Raw genomic sequence first — 21,838 nt, 5'->3', positions numbered from 1 at the left:
CGGTGGTGCGTTGGCGTGCGCCTACTCGACGTCGAGGAACGAGCGCAGCTGTTCGGAGCGGCTCGGGTGGCGCAGCTTGCGCAGCGCCTTGGCCTCGATCTGGCGGATCCGCTCGCGGGTGACGTCGAACTGCTTGCCGACCTCTTCCAGGGTGTGGTCGGTGTTCATGTCGATGCCGAAGCGCATGCGCAGCACCTTGGCCTCCCGCGGGGTGAGCCCGGCGAGCACGTCGCGCACGGTTTCCATCAGGCCGGTTTCCGTCGCCGAATCGATCGGCGAGCTGGCGTTGCCGTCCTCGATGAAGTCGCCCAGGTGGGAATCCTCGTCGTCGCCGATCGGGGTTTCCATCGAGATCGGTTCCTTCGCGATCTTCAGCACCTTGCGGATCTTGTCCTCGGGCATCTCCATTTCCTTGGCCAGTTCCTCCGGCGTCGCCTCGCGGCCGAACTGCTGCAGCATCTGGCGGGAAATGCGGTTCAACTTGTTGATCGTCTCGATCATGTGCACCGGGATGCGGATGGTGCGCGCCTGGTCGGCGATCGAGCGGGTGATCGCCTGGCGGATCCACCAGGTGGCATAGGTCGAGAACTTGTAGCCGCGGCGGTATTCGAACTTGTCCACCGCCTTCATCAGGCCGATGTTGCCTTCCTGGATCAGGTCGAGGAACTGCAGGCCGCGGTTGGTGTACTTCTTGGCGATCGAGATCACCAGGCGCAGGTTCGCCTCGACCATTTCCTTCTTGGCGCGGCGGGCCTTGGCCTCGCCACTGGCCATGGCGCGGTTGATGTCCTTGATGTCGATCAGCGGCAGGAACAGCTTGCGCTCGATCGCGGCCAGCTTCTCCTGCTCGGCGTCGATCGCCTCGCGGTAGGTCTTGATGTTCGGCGACCACTTCTGCCGCTTGCGGCTGAGCTCGGCGACCCACTCGAGGTTGCCCTCGTTGCTGGGAAACGCCTTGATGAACTCGGCCTTGGGCATCTTCACCTGCTTGACGAAGATGTCCAGCAGCACGCGCTCGTGGTGGCGGATGTCGCCCACCACCTCGCGCAGCTTGCGCACGAAGCCGTCGATCAGGGCGCTGGGCAGCTTGAGCTTGAGGAACTCCTCGGCCATCTGGTCGCGCAGCTTGACGATCTTCTTGTCGGTGATGCTGGCGGCTTTCGGCGCGGCCTTCTGGAACTTGGCGTAGTACTCGCGCAGCAGCTCCATGCGGCGCTTGACCTCCTCCGGGTCCGGACCGGTGGGGCCGGCTTCTTCCTCTTCGCTGGAGTCGTCGGAATCCTCGTCGTCGCCATCGGATTCCTCGTCCAGGCCAAGCTCGGCGGCCTCGGCGGCGGCGGCTTCCTTCTCCTTGCGGGCGAGGTCGGCGGCTTCCTCCAGGTCGAGGAAGCCGGCCAGGATCTCGCTGAGGCGGCGCTTGCCGTCCAGGTGCTGGTCGTATTCCTCCAGCAGCAGCTCGATGGTCAGCGGGAAACTGGCCAGTGCGGTCTGCACCTGGCCCAGGCCTTCCTCGATGCGCTTGGCGATGGCGATCTCGCCCTCGCGGGTGAGCAGCTCGACCGTGCCCATCTCGCGCATGTACATGCGCACCGGGTCGGTGGTGCGGCCCACTTCGGCGTCCACGGCGGAGAGCAGCGCCACGGCCTCTTCGGCGGCGGAGTCGTCATCGCCCGGGCCGCCGCCGGGGGCGGCGCTGTCGGAGATGGTGTCGGTATCCGGCGCGGCGTCATGGACTTCGATGCCGACGCCCTTGAGCACCGCCATGATGTCTTCGATCTGCTCCGGGTCGACGATGTCGTCGGGGAGGTGATCGTTGATCTCGGCGTAGGTCAGATAGCCCTGCTCCAGGCCCTTCGAGATGAGTGCCTTGATTTCCGACTGTTGCTCATGGGGAGCTTTGCTGTTCATGGATTGACCGACCGCCAAAGGGGTGCAAGAACCGGACATTATAGCGATGTGCTGCTTTTCTGACCAGTTTTCAAGTGAAAAATTCTGTCGTCTGCCGCGTCGGACGACACGCAAAATTCGAGCCAGACCGCGGTGTTGGCGCTGTCTGCGGGGTGCCGCGCGGCACCTCGGTCAGGCAGTGTCCAGCCAGAAGGTGACCGGGCCGTCGTTGACCAGCTGGACCACCATATGGGCACCGAAGCGTCCGGTTTCCACCCTCGGATGGGCAACCCGCGCCAGTCCCAGCAGGTAGTCAAACCAGTGGCGCGCATGCTCGGGCGCGGCGGCGCGGGTGAAGCTGGGGCGCATCCCCGAGCGGGTGTCGGCGGCCAGGGTGAACTGGCTGACCAGCAGCAGGCCGCCGCCGGTGTCGCGCAGCGAGCGGTTCATGCGGCCGGCATCGTCGGCGAACACGCGGTAGCCGAGCAACCGTTCCAGCATGCGCCGGGCCTGCGCCTCGCCATCCTCCGGCTGCACCGCGACCAGCGCGAGCAGGCCGGCGTCGATCGCGCCGACGGTCTCGTCCTCGACCCGCACGCTGGCGGAGGTCACGCGCTGGATGAGGGAGATCATGGGGTGGCCGGGAATGGGGAATCGGGAATGGGAAAAGCATAGCGCCCGGCGGCTGATGCCACGCAGTCGGGCGAGCCCATCCGGTGCGCACCTGACTATTCCCATTCCCGATTCCCCATTTCCGGCCCAGCTACACTTTCGCTCATGCGTTTCGACATCTACATGATCTATCTGCTGTTGCGCCTGCTGGCGCTGTTGCCGTTGCGGGCGCTGCATGGCATCGGGGCGGGGCTGGGGCGGCTGGTGCTGTGGCGCGGGGGGCGCACGGCCCATCACACCGCGGTGAACCTGCGGATCGCGCGGCCGTTGCCGGACGCGGTGCGCCAGCGCGAGCTGCTGCGCGAGGTGATGGGCGAGAGCGGCAAGTCGATCACCGAGATCGTCAAGGTGTGGGGCGGTGGCGCCGAACGCGCGCTGGATCTGGTGCGCGAGGTGCGCGGTGAGGCGCTGCTCGATGCCGCGCTGGCGGCGGGCAGGGGCGTGATCATTGCCGCGCCGCACCTGGGCTGCTGGGAGTTGCTGAACTACTGGCTGTGCCGCAAGACGCCGATGGCGATCCTGTACCGGCCGCCGCGCATCGCCGCCATCGAGGGCCTGCTGCGCAAGGTGCGCGGGGCGCTGGCGCCCGAGCAGATCCGCGCCGACGGCGCCGGCGTGCGCGCCTTGTACAAGCGGGTGGCCGCCGGCGGCGCGGTGGGCATCCTGCCTGACCAGAAGCCGCGCGCGGGCGAGGGGCGGCTGGCCCCGTTCTTCGGCCGCGATGCGCTGACCATGGTGCTGCTGCCGCGGCTGGCCGCACGCACCGGCGCCACGGTGCTGTTCGCCTTCGCCGAACGCTTGCCCGCCGGCGCGGGCTACCGCATCCACCTGCGCGAGGCGCCGCCCGGCATCGCCGATGCCGACCCGCAGGTCGCCTGCACGGCGCTCAATCGCGGCGTGCAGGATTGCGTCGAGCAAGCGTTCGCGCAGTACCAGTGGCAGTACAAGCGCTGGTCGGCGGTGGGCCTGGTCAGTCCGTACGACGACGAGAGGCGTCAGGACTGAGCCGCGTCGCCCGGCGCGGGCGATTTCTCCAGCCGGCGCAGGAACACGGTCATCTCCTTTTCGGCCTGCTTGTCGCCGCGTGCGCCGGCGGCGGCGATGCCGCGACGCCAGGCGTCGGCCGCCGAGGCGGGCTCGCCGCTGGCGAGTCGCGCCTTGCCCAACAGTTTCCACGCGGCCGAATAGGTCGGGTCGAACTCCAGCGCGCGTTCGAGTGCTGCCACCGCACCGGCGGCGTCGCCCGCATCAAGCAGGGCGCTGCCCAGCGAGTAGCGCAGCAGCGCGCCATCGCGCGGGCCGTCGCATTGGCGGCGCAGATTGTCGAGCAGGGCGTTCAAGGCAGGCGGTAGCGGCGTTCGTCGGCCGGATAGAGCTGGGTCGGCTGTGCCGGTTCCGGCGGCGTGTGGCCGGCGCGCAGATCGGCCAGCGAACTGGCCGTCCAGATCACCACCCACGACGAGCGGAACGGCTGCGCCAGCAAGGCGTAGCGCAGGTCGGCCGGGGTCAGGTGGTCCGGCCGGTCGACCACCAGCGCATCGGGATGCGCGCGTGCGTAATCGGCCAGCGCCTGGTCGCCGTACAGCTCGGTGATCGGCCGGGTCAGCCGGCCGGCGAAGTGGAACTCGCCGGCGTAGCTGCCCATGAAGGCCAGCGGGTGGCCGGCCTGCTCGGCGCGGCCCAGCAGTTCGGCCGACGGGCGCAGGTCCCAGCGCGGCCACAGGGTCAGCGTGAACAGCGCATTCAGCGCGAACACGCCGATCAGCCCGGCCACCGCCAGCCGGCGCAGCTCGCCGCGGCCGCGCATCAGCAGCAGGATGCCGAGCAGCAGGAAGATCACGCTGAAGTAGCGGCTGTACGGCGCGACCGTGTGCGCCCAGTCGCCCTGCACGACGGCGTGCTCCACCAGCATGGGCAGCGCGAACAGCAGCAGCGCGAAGACGATCCCCCCCACGCCCAGCGGCCAGGTGCCGATCGCGTAATGGTTGGCCAGCGCGGCGCGGCGCTCGCGCAGCACGGCGATCGCACCGGCCATCAGCAGAGCCACGCCGGCCAGCTCCGGCAGCGGGTAATACAGCTGCTTGCCGCTGATCAGCGAGAACACCACGAATGCGGGAACCAGCCAGCACAGCGCGAAGCGCAGGCCCGATTCCAGCGGCCGGCGCAGCCCGGCCACGGCCACCCACGCGCGCGGCCAGCCGCTGAACGGGAACAGCAGCACCGGCAACCACAGCACGTAGAACCAGAACGGTTCGGCGTGGTTCTGCAGATCCTTGCCTTCGGACAGTTTGTCGACCACGCGCCCGGCGGTCTGGGTGAAGAACAGCCGTTCGCGATAGGCGTCCCCCCCGACCAGGCCGGCCGGCAACGCCCATGCCAGCAGCATCGCGCCGCCGAGCAACAGCGACAGCACGCCGGAGCCGTACCAGCGCGCGCGATGCTCGCGCGCCCATTCGTTCCACAGCGGCCCGAGCAGCCACGGGAAGGCGACGTGCAGCAGCATCACCGGGCCCTTGGTCAGCAACCCCAGCCCCACGCAGACGCCGAACAGCAGCCAGCGCGGCTCGACCCGTCGCGGCTTCGGCGTAAGGCACAGCAGCGCGGCCAGCACCCAGACCGCCAGCAGCACGTCGTACATGATCTGCAAGGCGAACAGGAACGCGTAGCCGAACGCCAGCAGCATCCACGGCGCGGCCTTGGCCATCCACGGCCGGTGCGGGAACAGCCGCCGCGCCAGCAGCGACACCAGCACCAGCTGTGCGCCGCCGAACAGCACCTCCAGCACGCGCGGCCACACGTCGCTGACGCCGAACACGAACCAGCCGGCCTCGATCAGCCAGAACAGCAGCGGCGCCTTCTCGCTGTACGGCGCGCCGTTGATGTGCGGCACCAGCCACTGGCCATGGCTGAACATGTCCCAGGCCACCGCCAGCGTGCGGGTGGAATACAGCGGCATCGGGCCGTGCGCGAAGATCGCCAGCAGCGCCACCAGCATCCACAGCGGCAGCCACGGCCAGACCGCGCGCAGGTGTTCGGAACGGCTGAAGGAGCTGGGCGGCACGGGGTGCACTCGCGGTGGGAGAGAAGGATTCTAGCCTGCGACCGGGTCAGGGCATCGCTAGGCCGGACCCCAGTAGCCGATGCGGCGACGCAGTTTCAGCTTGCGCCACAGGTTGAGCGGCTTGCGCCGGCGGTTGCGACCGCCGCGGGCGAGAAAATCGTCGATCGCGTCGAGCACGCGCTCGCTGGAGCGGCCGTCGCGGCGCGGATGGATGGCGTTGCCATAGTCGGCGATCGCCTGCATCAGTTCCGGCGGCCGCGCCAGCGCGCGTTCGATCGCCGGCTCGAAGTCCTTCGCGTCGTCGATGTCGAGCAACTGCGGCCCGGGGCGCCGGTTCTTGAATGTCACCACCGGCTTGCCGGTGAGCAGGAACTCGTTGAGCGCCGAGGAGGTATCCGAGCACATCATGTCGACTTGCGGGAACAGCTCCAGGATGTTGTCGTTCTCGGCGAAGGTGAGGTACTCGTTCTGCAGCGCCTTGAACTTCGCCGTGGTCTCCGGGTTCATCTTCGGATGGAAGGTGACGATCCAGTGCCAGCGACCGTCGCGCGACAACCGCTTCACTTCCTCGTACAACGTCTCGGCGGCACTCCACGACGGCGAAAAGGTGGAGTGGTAGAGGATCACCGGCGGCCGGCGCACCGGCGGCAGCGGACCGGCGATCTCGCGCATGAACGGGTCTAGCTTGGGCCAGCCGGTCTCGGTCACCGTGAAGTGGCCGAGCCGGTCCGCCAGCGCCTGGAACTGGGCGGTATCGCGTGGACCGGTGGTGCAGTAGAGATCGAAGAAACCGCGGATGTAGATGTGGCGCGGCTTGCCCGCATCGAAACCGTGGAACACCTCGACCTTCACGCCGGTGAAGAAATGCGGCAGGTGATTGCCCGGGGTCAGCACGGCGTCGGGCTTCCATGCGCGCACGCCGGCCACGTCGAGCAGGCGCTCGCCCTCGACCAGATCCTCGGCGCCGGGGCCGTCGAAAAACCACGCCGCCTCGCCGCCGCGGGCGCGCACCGCCTCCTGCAGCGGGCGCAGGATGGCCAGCGCGTAGCGCTCGGAGCCGTACATCAGGTAGCGTCTGGGACTGTTCATTCGATGCTCGCGCCCTGCGCGCGCAGCGCGCTGGCGGCCTGTTCGACGGATGCCGGGTTGCGCGTCATCTCGTAGTAGCGCATGCGCTTGTACAGTGCGTAGCTGGCGGCGGTCTGCGCGATCACGAAGCCGCGCCAGCCATCCAGGCAGGCCAGCCGGAACAGGTAATCCTTGAGGAAAGCCAGCACGTAGACGAACGGCGCCTGCCACATCCGCGCCGGCTTGCCCTTGTCCAGCCAGTCGCGGCATTTCAGCTCGGCGTACTGCAGCACCTTGAGCTGCTTGTGCACCAGGGTCGGGTTGTTGGTATGCAGGAAGCTGCCGCGCAGGGTGGGCGCGGGGCCGTCGAACTGCAGCGATTCGTGCACGCGCGCATCGCTCCAGCGCGCACGGCCGCGGTGGTACAGGCGGGCCATGCGCTCGCCCGTGGCTGGCCGGTACCAGCGCATCGGCGCGCCCATGTAGACCGTGCTGCGGCGCAGGTACGCGGCGGCAGCGTGGCCGGCCATCAGTGCGGGCAGGCGCCGCTGCAGTTCGTCGGCGAGGTCGCCGCCGAGGTATTCGTCGGCGTCCAGGACCAGGATCCAGTCGTGCGCGCACTGGCCGGCGGCGAAATTGCGCTGCGGCCCGAAACCCAGCCAGTCCTGGTGGACGACGCGCGCGCCATGCGCCTGCGCGATCGCCACGGTGTCGTCGTCGCTGCCGCAATCGACGACCAGTTTCTCGGCGGCAAACGGCACGCTGTCCAGGCAGCGGGCGATGTGGGCCGCCTCGTTGCGGGTGATCACGGCGAGGGTCAGGGGAAACGCGGGCATGGCGGCGATTCTAGCCGAATCATGCGAGTGGTCCGCCGCTGCGTTATGCTGTGAATGCGGAGTGAATTCCGTGGCTGGCGTGCGATTGGAGGGATTCCGGACGCCGCAGCCTCCTGGAGCGGTTGCCGTGGGACGGCGTAAGGGGCGCAGGGCGCCCACAGTCAGCGTCAGGTTCGCCGCAAGCCGGATATCGGCGCGGATCGTCCGACGCGAGACATGGAAGCGGAACATCGCGTCCGCCAGCGGCCGGAGGCCGCATCCAATGCAGTCTTCATGTACCGCTGTGGGGGGCATGCCATGCGCATCAGTGTTGCCGTGATCACCTATAACTGGCCCGAGGCGCTGGAACTGGTGCTGCGCGCGCTGGCCAGCCAGACCGAACTGCCGCACGAGGTGATCGTCACCGACGACGGCTCGCGCCCGGCCACCAGCGAACTGCTGCGACGCCTGGCGCACGACTATCCGGTGCGGCTGGTGCACCTGTGGCAGCCCGACGACGGTGCGCGCATGAGCCGCGCGCGCAACCGCGCAATCGCCGCCGCGCAGGGCGACTACATCATCCTGCTCGACGGCGACATGGTGGTCGAGCGGCATTTCATCGCCGACCATCGCCGCTTCGCCCGGCACGGCTGCTTCACCCAGGGTTCGCGCGTGCTCACCGATGCCCGCTCGGTGCAGGAGATGCTGGGCCGCGGGCCGACCTTTCCGGATTTCTTCCGCCGCGGCATCGACCGTCGCCGCCACACCGTGCGCCTCCCGCTGCTCGCCCATCTGTTCGCCCGTCCGAGCATGCGCCAGCGTGGGATCAAGAGTTGCAACATGGGTTTCTGGCGCGACGACCTGTTGCGCCTCAACGGTTTCAACGAAGCGATGACCGGCTGGGGTCGCGAGGATACCGAACTGGCCGTGCGCGCCTTCCACGCCGGGCTGCTGCGCCGCGACCTGCGCCTGGGCGCGCTGGCGGTCCATCTCTACCACCCCACCCGCAAGCACCTGGTGGACAACCCCAACGACCGCATCCTGGCCGAGACGCGGCAGCGCAACCTCGTTCGTTGCGAACGCGGCGTCGAGCAGTACCGCGACGAGTTTGCCGTCGCGCCGCTCGACCTGCGCGCGGTCGTTGCACCGACCCCGTTGCGGGCATCGATGCACGTGGGTCACGTGGCCGCGCCACCGGCCGCCGCCACTGCGTAGGATGGTCGTCCGCGTCGGTCAGGCCGCGGCCACCCGCGGCGGCTCGCGGTGGCGCAGCCAGGCAAGTCGCAGCGCCAGCCCCAGCACCACGAAGAAATAGAACGACTGCGTCATCACCCGGTAGAACACCGCGTCGGTGAGCGCGCAGAGCATGTACAAGGCGATCACGCCGACGCCGACGGCGGCCGGCAGCGCCACTTCGTCGTCCGCATCCAGCACGCGCCGGCTGAAGTAGCGCAGCGGCACCAGGAACACCGCCAGCAGCACCAGCAGACCTGGCACGCCGCCGGTGGCGGCCGCTTCCAGATACTCGTTGTGCGGCTGGTTGTAGCGTTCGATCGCGGCATGGCTGCGGCCGGCGGCGACCTCCTCGCGCGTATACGCGTCGAATTGGCCCACGCCGATGCCCACCAGCGGGTGTTCGCCGAAGGCGCGCGCCGCGGTGCGCCACATCTCCAGCCGCTCGATCACGGCGCCGCGGGTGGCCTGGCTATGGTCGAAGCGGGTGACCTCCGGCGCGATGGCCTGGAACCGCTCCACCATTTCGCCGCGCATGCCGAAGGTGACGGTCCCGGCCACCACAGACACGGCACCGACCAGCAGCAGGCTGGAGCGCCAGTGTCCGCAGCGCCGCGCGTGCAGCAGCACCAGCAGCAGGAACACCGGCGCAAATGCCAGCAGCGGGCCGCGGCTCTGGGTCAGCAGCGCGCCGTACATGGCGCAGCCCATCGCCACCAGATGCAGCCAGCGTTCCCGGCGCCCCGTGCCGCGCGCCAGGAATTGCACCAGCGCCATCGTCGACAGGCCCAGCAACACCGTGGCCAGTTCGATCGAGGCCGACGGGCCGCCATTGAGGCCGTGCGGACGGTCGATGCCGAGCGCGTAGGCCTGCACCACGGCGGCCGCGCCCAGCACGATGGCGCCGAGGCTGAAACCGGCCCACACCACGCGCATCCGCAACGGCAGGCTGAAGCACGCCGCCACCACCAGGAACAGCAGAATGTGCGCCGGGCGATCCAGCGGTCGCCAGCCCAGGTCGTGCAGCAGCACGTTGAAGATCACGAATCCGATCATCGCCAGCGCCACCGCCACCGGCGGCCACGCCGCGCGATAGCTGCGCCGGATCGAGGCGGTGCTCGCCACCAGCGCCAGTCCAAGCAGGAACAGCAGCGCCGGCGGCAGCGCCTTGATCCCCCAGTCGATCGAGAACGACAGCGGCATCAGGGCCAGCAGGATCGACACTGCCCACGCCGGCCCGGGGCGCGCGAACACCTGCGCGAGGCGGGTATCGGTCATGCGCGCGTCACACTCGCGAAGACCGCCGCGAGACAGGCTGGGCGGCGTGGAGAGGAAGTGGTGCGGTTCATTCGTCGTCGTCGCCTGCGGTACGCGGGATGCACCCGGGTATTACCGCGTCGTGCCTGAACATCCACCACTCGCGGCGGTTGGCGTGGCCGACATGGATCGCCCGCGCGCGATCCACGCAAGCGCCCATCGCCTCGTCCAGGCTGAAGATCCAGCGTTGCGCGGGATCGCCCTCGAGCCAGGCGATCGCCTCGGCGTACTGCCGCGGCCACGGTTTGCGGAAGCCGAACTCGGTCACCGGGCCCTGCGCCATCAGCAGGTTCTGCTCCTTCCATGCGAGCAGGCCGATCGTGGCCTGCGGGCCGGCGATGGCGCGCGCCTCGACCATCACGTCGCGCGCCGAGCGGTCGCCGTTGAGTAGCGGATAGCCCCACACCCCATACACGCTCCACAGCACGCCGGCGAACAGCAGCCATCCCAGCGGCGCGCGGCGCACCCGCGTCAGCGCGGCGATGGCGAGGCCAGCCACGCCGATGGCCAGCAGCATCCACCAGATCCGCGGGTCCAGGCTCTGTTCGATCTTCAGCGCCCAGGCCGGGTGGCGATGGATCGCCAGCGCCGAGGCGGCGGCCAGCGTGCCGGCCAGCAGCACGGTCAGCGCGAATACCGCGATGCGCACGCCGCGCCGGCGCAGCAGGCCGGGCAGCAGCGGCGCCAGCGCCAGCGCCACCATCGGCAGCGCCGGCAGGATGTAGACGTCGCGCTTGCCGGGGCTGAGCGAGAAAAACAGCAGCACCAGCACGGCCCAGCCCAGCGGCAGCAGGAAACGCGCATCGCGTCGTTTCAGCCGGCGCCACCACGCCGGCAGCGCCCACGGCAGCAGCAGCGACAGCGGCAGCCAGTCGACCACGATGATGCCGAGGAAGTAGAACGGCGAATGGATATGGCCGGTGGGCGTGGCGTAGCGGTGCACGGTCTGCCCGAACAGGATGTTCTGCACGTACTCGGCGTGCTGCGGGTCGCCGTCGGCATGGGCGATCAGCAGCATCGGCAGCAGCCAGCCGAGGATCGCGACGAAGAACAGCGCCAGCCCGCCGGCCCAGCGCCAGCCGCCGGTGGGCAGCGCGAGGTGCCGCCAGTGGCCGCGGCGCGCGACCATGTACGGCACCAGCATCAGCAGGGCCAGCACGCCCACGCCCTTGGTCGCCACGCCCACGCCGGCGAAGAAACAGCCCACGGCGAACCAGCGCCAGCACGGCCCCAGCAGCAGATGGCGCAGCAGGCCGTAGTTGGCCAGCGTCATCCAGCCCAGCAGCAGCGGGTCGATCTGCGCGTTGCGCATCTGGTAGGTGAAGTGGATCGTGACCAGCAGCGTGGCCGCGGCCAGCAGCGCGCTGCGGTGACCCCACAGCCGCCGAGCCAGGTCGTAGACCAGTGCCAGCGCGCCCAGCGCGGCGAGCAGCGAGGGCAGCAGGAAGGCGATGCGCCAGTGGCCGGTGAGGTAGTAACTGAGCGCCTGCAGCCACATGAACACCGGCGGCTTGTCCGGGTACAGCTCGTGGCCGCGGTGCGGGAACAGCCACTGGCCGTGCTCGACCATCCATTGCGCGACCAGCGCGAAGCGCGGTTCGTCCGAAGGCCACGGATCGCGCAACCCCAGCCCGGCACCGAGCACCAGCAAGGCGAACGCGCCGAACACGACCAGCTCCCAACGGGCATCGCGCAACCACAACGGACGGGCGCGGGACAAGGGCACCGGGGGATTCACGATGAAGGGAGTTCCGCTGCGGGGACAGGGAGGGCAAGCATAAACGGCCGGCGCGATCCCGCACAGCCCCGCCCTGTGGCGGCGCGGCCGCGAGGTGCTCAGCCGCGCTTGTGCACCACCGCGTAATACATGCCGTCGAGATCGCCGTCGCCGGGCAGGATCTGCCAGCCCACCGCGGCGGCCTGGCCGATCGGCAGGCTGAGCGGCACGGCCTGGGCATCCGCTTGCTGCGCCAGCCACGTGCCGACCACGGCCTCGTTCTCCGCGCGCAGCACCGAGCAGGTGATGTAGACCAGCCGCCCGCCCGGCGCCAGCAATGGCCACAGCGCGGCGAGGATGCGCCGTTGCTGCGCGCCCATCGCGGCGATATCGCTCTCGCGCCGGTGCAGGCGCACGTCCGGTCGCCGGCGCAGCACGCCGGTTGCCGAGCATGGGGCATCGACCAGGATGCGGTCGAACAGCTGGCCCTTCCACCAGCGCGCGGGCACGCCGGCGTCGCCGACCACGATCTTCGCGTCCAGCCGCAGCCGCATCAGGTTCTGCCGGATGCGTTCGGCGCGCGCGGGTTCGAACTCCAGCGCGGTGAGGTCGATCTCGGCGCGCTCCAGCAGATGGCAGGCCTTGCCGCCGGGCGCGGCGCACGCATCCAGCACGCGCAGGCCGTCGCGCAGCTCGGCGAGGTCGGCGGCGACCTGGGCGGCACCGTCCTGCACCGCGAAGTGGCCGGCGTCGAAGCCGGGCAGCCGGGTGACGTCGGTGCTGTGCGGCAGCACCAGCGCGTTGGCCAGCCACGGGTGGGCGCTGGCCGCGTGACCGGCAGCCTGCAGTTGGCCGATCAGCGTGTCGCGCTGGCAGCGCCGGCGATTGACCCGCAGCATCAGTGGCGGCTCGCCGTTGTCGGCCGCCATCACCGCGGCGGCCTGTTGCGGCCAGTCGCGTTCGAGCGCCGCGGCCAGCCAGGCGGGGTGGGCGTGGCGCGTGGCGGGGTTGGCGTCGAGCGCGGCCAGCCGCGCGGTCCGTTCGCGCTGCCAGCGGCGCAGCACGGCATTGACCAGGCCGGCGAGCTGCGGGCGCTTCAGCGCACGCACCGCCTCCACGGTGGCCGCCACGGCGGCGTAATCCTGCAGTTCGAGGATTTCCAGTTGCACCAGCCCCAGCACCAGCAGCGCATGCACCGCCGGGTCTTTGGGGCGCAGGGATTTCTCCAGCAGGCCGTCGATGGCCGGGTCGAAGCGCAGCCACCAGCGCGCGCCTTCGCTGAGCAGGGCCATCAGCAGCGCGCGGTCGCGCGGATCGGCCAACCTCGGCGCGTTGCGCTCCATCACTTCGCGCAGCGAGGCGCCGCGCAGGGCGATCTCGGCCAGACCCCTGGCGGCGAGGGCGCGGGTATCGGTTTTCACGGGCGCGGGCGCAGGTCGGGGCGGGCGTTGAGGTAGTCCGTCGCGCCGATGCGCTTGCCGCCGGCGCGCTGCACCGCGGTGATGCGCAGGGCGCCGCTGCCGCAGGCGACGTCGATGCCTTCGCGCCCGGCCGCCAGCACACTGGCCGGGGCGGCATGGTGGTCCACTTCGATGGCGCGCGCGGCCCAGATCCGCAGCGATTCGCCGGCGATCTCCGCCTCGGCTACCGGCCACGGGTCGAATGCGCGCACCTGGCGTTCCAGCTCGATGGCCGGACGGCGGAAGTCGAGCTTCGCCTCGGCCTTGTCCAGCTTGTGCGCGTAGGTCACGCCGTCGGCCGGCTGCGGCGTGGCGACCAGCGTCTCGCCCGCCAGGGTACGACGCAGGCCCTCGGCCAGCAGCTCGGCGCCCAGCGCGGCGAGGCGGTCGTGCAGCGAGCCGCCGGTGTCGTCGCGGCGGATCGGGGTGCGCCGCCGCAACAGCACCGGACCGGTATCGAGGCCGGCCTCCATCTGCATCAGGTCGACCCCGCTCTCGGCGTCGCCGGCGAGGATTGCGCGCTGGATCGGCGCGGCACCGCGCCAGCGCGGCAGCACGCTTGCGTGCACGTTCCAGCAACCCAGGCGGGGGATCGAGAGCACTTTGCGCGGCAGGATCAGGCCATAGGCGACCACCACCAAAAGGTCGGGGCGGTAATCGGCGAGCCGCTGCTGCACGTCGGCGGATTTCAGCGACTCGGGCTGTTCCACGGTCACCCCGGCGGCCAGTGCGGCCTGCTTGACCGGGCTGGGCGCCAGCTTGCGGCCGCGGCCGGCCGGGCGGTCGGGCTGGGTATAGACGGCCACCAGCTCCGCGCCGCTGTTGCGGCACGCCTCGAAGCAGGGCACGGAGAATTCGGGGGTGCCGGCAAAGGCCAGCCGCAGGCCGGCGCTACTCAAGCACCCGCCGCCTGCTTGCGCTGCTTGTCGAGCCGCTTCAGCAGCAGGCTGCGCTTGAGCGGCGACAGGTAATCGACGAAGACCTTGCCGTCGAGATGGTCCATCTCGTGCTGGATGCACACCGCCAGCGGGCCTTCGGCTTCCACCACGATCTCCTTGCCGTCCACGTCCTGCGCCTTGACCTTCACCTTCAGCGCGCGGGTGACGTCGGCGTACAAGCCGGGAAACGACAGGCAGCCCTCCTGGTAGACCTGCGAGCCATCCTTTTCCAGCAGCTGGGCATTGATCAGCGCCAGCGGCTGGTTGCGCCCCTCGCTCATGTCGGTCACCAGCACCCGCTGGTGCACGTTGACCTGGGTGGCGGCCAGGCCGACACCGTTGGCCGCGTACATGGTTTCGAACATGTCGGCCACGAACTGCTTCAGCTTCGCGTCGAACGCGGTGACCGGCGCGGCGCGGGTGCGCAGGCGCGGGTCGGGGAACTCCAGGATGGAAAGTACGGACATGGCATCACCTCGGCGTCGAAAGTGCGGGCGACTTGGTAAAAATCCCACCCCGACGCGATCTAGAATGTGCATCATTGTACGTCGGCAAGCACGCGAGCGCAGACGATTTTCGCCAACCCGCGCCGGTTGCGCGGGTTAACCATTCGGTTACACTCGACCGAGCATCTGGGGAAGGGGGATTCCCGCCAATGATCAGAAAGACAATCGTGTTGCTGGCCGGCATGCTGGTCACCCTGACCGTCTATGCCGCGGGCGCGCAATTGCGTGCCAATCACCCCGACAGCTACACCGTTCGCCGTGGCGACACGTTGTGGGACATCTCCGCCAAATTCCTGGCCAAGCCGTGGTTGTGGCCGGAGATCTGGCAGGCCAACCCGCAGGTGCGCAATCCCCACCTGATCTATCCCGGCGACGTGCTCAACCTGTCCTTCATCAACGGCCCGAGCCTGCGGCTGGAGCCCGGCGTGCATCGCGAAGGCGAGGCGGTGCCGGCGATTCCGCTCAGCCAGCTGAAGATGTTCCTGAAAGACATGCGGGTGATGGATTCCAACGCGGTCAGCTCCGCGCCCTACGTGGTCGGCCTGGAAGAGAACCGCCTGCGCGGCGCCGTCGGCCAGAACCTTTACGTGCGCGGCTTGCAGGGCGAGCCGGGCCAGCGCTGGGCGATCGTGCGGCCCAGCCACGTGTTCCGCGGCTTCGACCAGAACGATCCGGCCGATGCCGACCTGGTGGCGCACGGCCTGGACAGCAACGCGGCAATGGTCAATGCGCCGTGGCGCGAGGATTCGCGCAACGACGGCCACTATGGCAAGGGCGACGACCTCGGCGTCGAGGTGACGGTGATCGGCACCGCCGAGACCCTGCGCACCGGTGATCCGGCCACCCTGCTGCTGCTCGACTCCACCCGCGAGATCCGCAGCGGCGACCGCATCATGCCGATCGACGAGCATCCGTACGACGCGTACTACTACCCGCATGCGCCGAAGTCGCTGCCGGCCGACGCCAAGGTGATCGGTTTCGCCGACGCCCTGCGCGCGGCGGGTTCGCGCCAGGTGGTGCTGCTCTCGGTGGGTGCCCGCGACGGCGTCGACAACGGCACCACGTTCTCGATCTTCGAGCCCGGCGAGACCATCCACGACGATGTGGCCAGCAACAGCTGGAACCGCGGCGTAGGCGAAAAAGTCAAGCTGCCGGACGAGTACGTCGGCCACGTCATGGTGTTCCGCACCTTCGACCGGGTCAGCTACGGCCTGGTGATGGACAGCCTGCGCCCGGTACACGCCGGCGGCCGGCTGACCATGCCCGAATAGCGGCCATCGCAACGGCATCCTCCTACACGACGGCGCGGCCACCACCGCGCCGTCTTCGTCTGCGGTCGCTGCGTACACTCCCGGGCATGCATGATCCGCACCCTGATGACGACCACCGCGCCTGGCTGACCGCGCTGCGCACGCCCGGGCTCGGTCCCGGCGGCCTGCGCCAGTGGCTGGATCGCGGCGACGGCGACATCCATGCCGCGCTGGCGCAGTTGCGCCGTGACGGTGCCGGGCTCGATTCCGCCGCGCTGGCCTGGCTGGAGCACCCGGACGAGGCGCGCCTGGCGCAGGACCTGGCCTGGCTGGCCGAGCCCGGCCACCGGCTGCTGCGGTGCACGGATGCGGATTTCCCGCCGCAACTGGAGCACATCCCGCAGCCGCCGGCGGTGCTGTTCGTGGCGGGCGATGCGAGCCTGCTGCTGCATCCGCAGGTGGCCATCGTCGGCGCGCGCGCAGCCAGCGCCAGCGGCATGGCGCACGCGCGGGCGTTCGCCCGTACGCTGGCCGAGGCGGGTTTCACGATCACCAGCGGCATGGCCGACGGCATCGACGGCGCGGCACACGCCGCCGCACTGGATGCCGGCGCGAAGACGCTGGCGGTGATCGGTACCGGGCCCGATCGGGTGTATCCGCGCAAACACCACGCGCTGGCCCGGCGCCTGGTCGAACACGGCGCGCTGGTCAGCGAATTTCCGCCCGGCACGGCGGCGCGGGCCGACCATTTCCCCCGCCGCAACCGGATCATCTCCGGGCTGGCGCTGGGGGTGCTGGTGGTCGAGGCGGGGCTGCGTTCGGGTTCGCTGATCACCGCGCGACTGGCCGCCGAGCAGGGCCGCGAGGTGTTCGCGCTGCCAGGATCGATCCACAATCCGCTGGCCAGCGGCTGCCACCGGCTGATCCGCGATGGCGCGCGACTGGTGGAATGCGCGGCGGAAATCGTCGAATTGCTGGCCCCCGCGGCGCGTTCACTGGGCCTCGAACTGGCCGCTCGGCTGGGTGGCGAGGAGGTCGGAACCGTCACGACGGCGACCGCGGCGGACGCCGATTATCGACGATTGTTGTCCGCACTTGGCCACGAACCGGCGACAATGGATGAACTTGTGCAGCGCACCGAGCTGTCGGCCGCGGCACTGTCCTCGATGCTGCTGATGCTGGAACTGGACGGGCGCATCGAACGCCGGTCGGGCAACGCCTACCAGGTCATGCCCACGTCCCTGCGGGCTTGACAGCCGAAGCCATGGCGTGGTTTCAACTATATATATGTCCGGCACGGAAGCGCCGGTGGTTCACTTTTGGATATCCCGCTTCATGGCAAAAAACCTGCTCATCGTCGAATCACCGGCCAAGGCCAAGACGATCAACAAATACCTCGGCAAGGACTTCCAGGTCCTCGCATCCTACGGTCACGTGCGCGACCTGAAGCCGAAGGAGGGCGCGGTCGACACCGAGCACGGTTTCGCGATGGCCTACGAGGTGATCGAGCGCAACCAGAAACACGTCGACGCGATCGCCAAGGCGGCTCGGGAGGCTGACGACATCTATCTGGCGACCGACTTGGATCGCGAAGGCGAGGCGATCAGCTGGCACATCAGCGAGATCCTGAAGGAGCGCGGCCTGACCAAGGGCAAGCAGCTGCACCGGGTAGTGTTCTCCGAGATCACGCCGAAGGCGATCAAGGCCGCGGTGGCCGCGCCGCGCCAGCTCTCGCACGACCTGGTCGACGCGCAGCAGGCGCGCCGCGCGCTGGACTACCTGGTCGGCTTCAACCTGTCGCCGGTGCTGTGGCGCAAGGTGCAGCGCGGGCTTTCCGCCGGCCGCGTGCAGTCGCCGGCGCTGCGCATGATCGTCGAGCGCGAGGAAGAGATCGAGGCGTTCAAGGCGCGCGAGTACTGGACCGTGGAAGCGCAGCTCAAGCACGTCGAAGGCGACTTCAGTGCGCGGCTGTCGCGTCTCAACGGCAAGAAGTTCGAGCAGTTCGACCTCACCAACGAAGCCGATGCCCAAGCCGCGCGTGCGGCGCTGAAGCAGGCCGCACGCGGCCAGCTCACGGTCAGCGACGTCACCTCGAAGGAGCGCAAGCGCCGCCCGGCCGCGCCGTTCACCACCTCCACCCTGCAGCAGGAGGCTGCGCGCAAGCTCGGCTTCACCACCAGCCGCACGATGAAGGTGGCGCAGGGCCTGTACGAAGGCGTGGCGCTGGGCGACGAGGGCAACGTCGGCCTGATCACCTACATGCGTACCGACTCGACCATGCTCGGCGACGACGCGATGGCCGAGCTGCGCCAGCTGATTGCCCGCGACTTCGGCGCGAAGGCGCTGCCGGACGCGGCGCAGGTATACAAGACCAAGTCGAAGAATGCGCAGGAAGCGCATGAGGCGATCCGCCCCACCTCGGCGATGCACACGCCGAAATCGGTGGCCGCCTTCCTCAACGACGACCAGCGCAAGCTGTACGAGCTGATCTGGAAGCGCACCGTCGCCTGCCAGATGATCCATGCCACGTTGAACACCGTCACGGTGGAGTTCGCGTTGCCGGACGCCCCCGGTGGCGACGCCTCGTTCCGCGCCAGCGGCACCACCGTGGTCGATCCCGGCTTCCTCGCCGTATACGAGGAAGGCCGCGACCAGAAGACCGCCGAGGACGACGACGAAGGCCGCCGCCTGCCGCGGCTGGCGAAAGGCGAGGCGGTGCCGCTGCATGAGATCGTCGCCGACCAGCACTTCACCGAGCCGCCACCGCGCTACTCCGAGGCAAGCCTGGTCAAGGCGCTGGAAGAACATGGCATCGGCCGCCCGTCGACCTACGCCAGCATCATCCAGGTACTGCAGAACCGCGAATACGTGTTCCTCGACAGCCGCCGCTTCAAGCCCAGCGACGTGGGTCGCGCGGTGAGCAAATTCCTCACCCAGCACTTCACCCAATACGTCGATTACGACTTCACCGCCAAGCTGGAGGACGAGCTCGACGCGGTCAGTCGCGGCGAGGAAGCCTGGGTGCCATTGATGCAGCGCTTCTGGCTGCCGTTCAAGCAGCAGGTGGACGAGAAGGCCGAGTCGGTCGACCGCAGCGAGGCCACCGGTGCGCGCGAACTGGGCAGCGATCCGAAGACCGGCAAGCCGGTGTTCGTGCGGCTGGGCCGCTTCGGGCCGTATGCCGCGATCGGCGACAAGGACAGCGACGAGAAACTGCAGTTCGCCTCGCTGCGCCCGGGCCAGAGCATGCACACGATCAGCCTGGCCGAGGCGCTGGAGCTCTTCAAGCTGCCGCGCCAGCTCGGCCAGGCGGACAACGGCGACGAGGTCAGCGTCGGCATCGGCCGTTTCGGCCCGTTCGTGAAGCAGGGCAGCATCTACGCTTCGCTCAAGCCCGAGGATGATCCGTACACGATCGAACTGCCGCGTGCGCTGCAACTGGTGGCCGACAAGCTGGAGATGCTGGCCAACCGGATGATTCTCGATTTCGGTAACGGCGTGCAGGTGCTCAATGGCCGCTACGGTGCCTACATCACCGATGGCGAGAAGAACGCACGCATCCCGAAGGAGCAGGAACCGAAGCTGCTGACCGAGGCACAGTGCCTCGAACTGCTTGCCGCCGCGCCGGTGAAGAAGGGCCGCTTCGGCAAGAAGACGGCGACCAGGAAAGCCGCCGCGAAGAAGGCCGCGCCGGCGAAGAAGGCCGCAGTGAAGAAGGCCGCGACGAAGAAGGCGCCGGCGAAAAAGACGGCCGCGAAAAAAGCCGCAGCGAAGAAGACCGCCACGAAGAAGACCGCGGCGAAGAAGTCTCTTGCCGGCAAGGCCGGCGCCTGATGCTGCAGCGTTTCACGCTCGACGAAGTCGATGCTGCTGCTGCACTGCTGCATGGCGGCGGCGTGCTCGCCTATCCGACCGAGGCGGTGTTCGGCCTCGGCTGCGATCCGTTCGACCGCGGCGCGTTCGAGCGGGTGTTCGCGCTGAAGCAGCGCCCGTCGACGCAGGGCGTGCTGCTGATCGCGGCGGACTTCAGCCAGGTCGAACCCTGCATCGACTTCGCGGCGGTGCCCGATGCGGTGCTGCGGCAGGTGCGCGCCAGCTGGCCGGGGCCGTACACGTGGATTTTCCCGCGCTCGGCATGGGTGCCCGACTGGGTGGCCGGCGCGCATGCCGGCGTCGCGCTGCGGGTCAGCGCGCACGAACCGACGGCGTTACTGTGCCGTGCCTTCGGCGGCGCGCTGGTGTCGACCAGCGCCAACCCGCACGGGCAGCCGCCGGCCCGCGCCGCGCAGACCGTGGCCGAGTATTTCGGCGATACCCTGGACGGCCTGCTGGATGCCCCGCTGGGTGGCCAATCCAGCCCCACGGTGATTCGCGACGCACTTTCGGGCGCTATCATCCGCGCCTGAACGTGCGGGGGGAGCGCACGTCGGGGCATTCACGCCACCGTCCGCGTGGCGGCGCGATGCTGCCGCACGCCATTTGAGCATCCACGGAGACAGCCGTTTGGTTACCGTCCACGACCCGCGCCAGCGCGAGCTTCCACCGCTGCTGCCCTTGCTGGCGGCTGCGGACCCGGCGCGGGTGGTGGCCTGGCGGGAGGGCGAGGCGATCAGCGCCGGGCACTTCCTCGCCGAGGTCCGCGCGGTGGCGGCGTCGCTGCCGCACGCACCGGCGGTGGTGAACCTGTGCGAGGACCGCTACGCCTTCCTGGTCGCGTTCTGCGCGGTGGCGTTGCGCGGCCAGGCCAACCTGCTGCCGTCCTCGCGTGCGCCGCAGGCGGTGGACGAGGTGATGAAGGCTCACCCCGGGTGCCACGCGCTGGGCGATCAGCGGCTCGACCCGGCGCCGCCCGGTTATCAGCAACTGCCGTCGTTCGACGGGCCGCGACCGGCGCACGTCGAGGCGCCCTGGCCGACCTTGCCGGCCGACCGGGTGGTGGCGATCGGCTACACCTCCGGCTCCACCGGCACGCCGATGCCGAACCCGAAGACCTGGGGCAGTTTCCACGCCAGCAACGCGGGCAACCTGGCGCGGCTGCATGCCATTGTCGGCGAGCGCTTCGAGCTGGTCGCCACGGTACCGCCGCAGCACATGTACGGCATGGAGATGTCGGTGCTGTTGCCGCTGCTGGGCAATGTCGGCGTGCACACCGGCCGCCCGTTCTTTCCCGCCGACGTGGCCGCCGCGTTGGCCGCGGTGCCGGCACCGCGGGTGCTGGTGACCACGCCGGTGCATCTGCGCGCGCTGATCGATTCGGGCATCGAGCTGCCGGCGGTCGCGGCGATGGTATCGGCCACCGCGCCGTTGCCGGTCGGGCTGGCGCGCGCCGCCGAGCAGCGCTTCGCCGCGCCACTGCTGGAAGTGTTCGGCTCCACCGAAACCTGCGTATTCGCCAGCCGCCGCCCCACCGTGGACGAAGACTGGCTGCTGTACGACGACGTGACCCTGCACCCGCAACCCGATGGCACCGCGGTCGAGGCGCCGCAGCTCGGCGCGCCGGTCAGCCTGGCCGACCTGGTCAGCCTGTCGCGCGACGGCCGCCGTTTCCGCCTGTGCGGACGGCATGCCGACATGCTGGAGATCGCCGGCAAGCGCGCCTCGCTGGCCGACCTCACCCGCCGCCTGCTGGCGATTCCCGGCGTGCGCGACGGCGTGGTGTTCCAGCACGGTGACGGCGACGCGCTCGGCGTGCACCGCATCGCCGCGCTGGTGGTGGCGCCGGAGCTGGACGAGCACGCCATCCTCGACGCGCTGCGTCGCGCGATCGATCCGCTGTTCCTGCCACGCCCGCTGAAGCGGGTGGCCGCCTTGCCGCGCAACGAAACCGGCAAGCTGCCGCGCGCGGCACTGCTGGCGCTGCTGCAACCGCCAGGCTGACGCCCGGGCGGCGGATCGCTGCCGCTACAATGGGCGA

Annotated in this window: 18 protein-coding genes; 7 read left to right on the top strand and 11 right to left on the bottom strand. The window is 69.5% G+C overall.

The annotated features are described in order from the left end of the window. Nucleotides 1-21: 21 nt before the first annotated feature. Together rpoD and dtd are read right to left on the bottom strand one after the other, a co-directional pair. Nucleotides 22-1,908: an RNA polymerase sigma factor RpoD gene (gene rpoD / locus ACVCL3_RS10080; RefSeq protein WP_447101165.1), complete on the bottom strand. Its 1,887-nt coding sequence runs from the start codon at nucleotides 1,906-1,908 to the stop codon at nucleotides 22-24. Nucleotides 1,909-2,079: 171 nt separating this feature from the next. After that, the gene (gene dtd, locus ACVCL3_RS10075; RefSeq protein ID WP_447101164.1) at nucleotides 2,080-2,520 is read right to left on the bottom strand and encodes a D-aminoacyl-tRNA deacylase; all 441 of its coding nucleotides are present in this window, start codon (nucleotides 2,518-2,520) and stop codon (nucleotides 2,080-2,082) included. Between the two features lie 144 nt (nucleotides 2,521-2,664). Here dtd and ACVCL3_RS10070 point away from each other — a divergent pair, with 144 nt between their 5' ends. Next, nucleotides 2,665-3,564, top strand: a complete 900-nt coding sequence (locus ACVCL3_RS10070) for an LpxL/LpxP family acyltransferase (protein WP_447101163.1) — start codon at nucleotides 2,665-2,667, stop codon at nucleotides 3,562-3,564. Here the strand turns inward: ACVCL3_RS10070 and ACVCL3_RS10065 are convergent. The 4 genes from ACVCL3_RS10065 to ACVCL3_RS10050 are packed head-to-tail and all read right to left on the bottom strand — an operon-like array spanning nucleotide 3,555 to nucleotide 7,524. Next, a complete protein-coding gene (locus ACVCL3_RS10065; protein ID WP_395120982.1) occupies nucleotides 3,555-3,899 on the bottom strand; it encodes a tetratricopeptide repeat protein in 345 nt (114 codons plus the stop codon). The genes ACVCL3_RS10070 and ACVCL3_RS10065 overlap by 10 nt on opposite strands. Further along, nucleotides 3,896-5,620 carry an ArnT family glycosyltransferase gene (locus ACVCL3_RS10060; protein ID WP_447101162.1) on the bottom strand — a complete coding sequence of 575 codons (1,725 nt, stop codon included), beginning with the start codon at nucleotides 5,618-5,620 and terminating at the stop codon, nucleotides 3,896-3,898. The genes ACVCL3_RS10065 and ACVCL3_RS10060 overlap by 4 nt, the downstream gene beginning before the upstream one ends. Nucleotides 5,621-5,677: 57 nt before the next feature. After that, on the bottom strand, nucleotides 5,678-6,709 hold the full coding sequence (locus ACVCL3_RS10055; RefSeq protein ID WP_447101161.1) for a CDP-glycerol glycerophosphotransferase family protein: 1,032 nt from the start codon (nucleotides 6,707-6,709) through the stop codon (nucleotides 5,678-5,680). After that, nucleotides 6,706-7,524 carry a glycosyltransferase family 2 protein gene (locus ACVCL3_RS10050; protein ID WP_395120985.1) on the bottom strand — a complete coding sequence of 273 codons (819 nt, stop codon included), beginning with the start codon at nucleotides 7,522-7,524 and terminating at the stop codon, nucleotides 6,706-6,708. The genes ACVCL3_RS10055 and ACVCL3_RS10050 overlap by 4 nt, the downstream gene beginning before the upstream one ends. A gap of 297 nt (nucleotides 7,525-7,821) precedes the next feature. On the opposite strand from ACVCL3_RS10050, the gene ACVCL3_RS10045 reads away from it, so the two are divergent. Then, complete coding sequence (locus ACVCL3_RS10045) at nucleotides 7,822-8,718, top strand: glycosyltransferase family 2 protein (RefSeq protein WP_447101160.1); 897 nt, start codon at nucleotides 7,822-7,824, stop codon at nucleotides 8,716-8,718. 18 nt (nucleotides 8,719-8,736) lie between these two features. On the opposite strand, the gene ACVCL3_RS10040 is transcribed toward ACVCL3_RS10045, so the two are convergent. From ACVCL3_RS10040 to def, 5 genes are all read right to left on the bottom strand, one after another. Beyond that, the gene (locus ACVCL3_RS10040; protein ID WP_447101159.1) at nucleotides 8,737-10,014 is read right to left on the bottom strand and encodes an O-antigen ligase family protein; all 1,278 of its coding nucleotides are present in this window, start codon (nucleotides 10,012-10,014) and stop codon (nucleotides 8,737-8,739) included. Between the two features lie 67 nt (nucleotides 10,015-10,081). Further along, nucleotides 10,082-11,791 carry an ArnT family glycosyltransferase gene (locus ACVCL3_RS10035; RefSeq protein ID WP_447097534.1) on the bottom strand — a complete coding sequence of 570 codons (1,710 nt, stop codon included), beginning with the start codon at nucleotides 11,789-11,791 and terminating at the stop codon, nucleotides 10,082-10,084. A 98-nt stretch (nucleotides 11,792-11,889) separates the two neighbouring features. Further along, nucleotides 11,890-13,191 (bottom strand): 16S rRNA (cytosine(967)-C(5))-methyltransferase RsmB, encoded by a 1,302-nt coding sequence (gene rsmB / locus ACVCL3_RS10030; protein ID WP_447097533.1) that lies wholly within the window; start codon nucleotides 13,189-13,191, stop codon nucleotides 11,890-11,892. Further along, nucleotides 13,188-14,114, bottom strand: a complete 927-nt coding sequence (fmt, locus tag ACVCL3_RS10025; protein WP_447101518.1) for a methionyl-tRNA formyltransferase — start codon at nucleotides 14,112-14,114, stop codon at nucleotides 13,188-13,190. The genes rsmB and fmt overlap by 4 nt, the downstream gene beginning before the upstream one ends. Before the next feature lie 11 nt (nucleotides 14,115-14,125). Then, nucleotides 14,126-14,635: a peptide deformylase gene (gene def / locus ACVCL3_RS10020; protein ID WP_447101158.1), complete on the bottom strand. Its 510-nt coding sequence runs from the start codon at nucleotides 14,633-14,635 to the stop codon at nucleotides 14,126-14,128. Nucleotides 14,636-14,823: 188 nt separating this feature from the next. Here def and ACVCL3_RS10015 point away from each other — a divergent pair, with 188 nt between their 5' ends. The 5 genes from ACVCL3_RS10015 (at nucleotide 14,824) to ACVCL3_RS09995 (ending at nucleotide 21,801) form a co-directional block, all read left to right on the top strand. Continuing rightward, entirely contained in the window at nucleotides 14,824-15,945 is a 1,122-nt protein-coding gene (locus tag ACVCL3_RS10015; RefSeq protein ID WP_447097531.1) for a LysM peptidoglycan-binding domain-containing protein, read from the top strand. 86 nt (nucleotides 15,946-16,031) lie between these two features. Further along, nucleotides 16,032-17,177, top strand: coding sequence for a DNA-processing protein DprA (gene dprA / locus ACVCL3_RS10010; RefSeq protein ID WP_447097530.1), 1,146 nt, complete (start codon nucleotides 16,032-16,034; stop codon nucleotides 17,175-17,177). 82 nt (nucleotides 17,178-17,259) lie between these two features. Continuing rightward, on the top strand, nucleotides 17,260-19,758 hold the full coding sequence (locus tag ACVCL3_RS10005) for a DNA topoisomerase I (RefSeq protein WP_447101157.1): 2,499 nt from the start codon (nucleotides 17,260-17,262) through the stop codon (nucleotides 19,756-19,758). Next, entirely contained in the window at nucleotides 19,758-20,330 is a 573-nt protein-coding gene (locus tag ACVCL3_RS10000; RefSeq protein WP_447101156.1) for an L-threonylcarbamoyladenylate synthase, read from the top strand. The genes ACVCL3_RS10005 and ACVCL3_RS10000 overlap by 1 nt, the downstream gene beginning before the upstream one ends. A 97-nt stretch (nucleotides 20,331-20,427) precedes the next feature. Then, a complete protein-coding gene (locus tag ACVCL3_RS09995) occupies nucleotides 20,428-21,801 on the top strand; it encodes an AMP-binding protein (protein ID WP_447101155.1) in 1,374 nt (457 codons plus the stop codon). Nucleotides 21,802-21,838: the final 37 nt, after the last annotated feature.

It is taken from the genome of Rhodanobacter sp. UC4437_H4, from assembly GCF_052978425.1.
The sequence above is the reverse complement of the archived record's forward strand: the minus strand, read 5'-3'. Positions and strand labels throughout refer to the sequence as shown.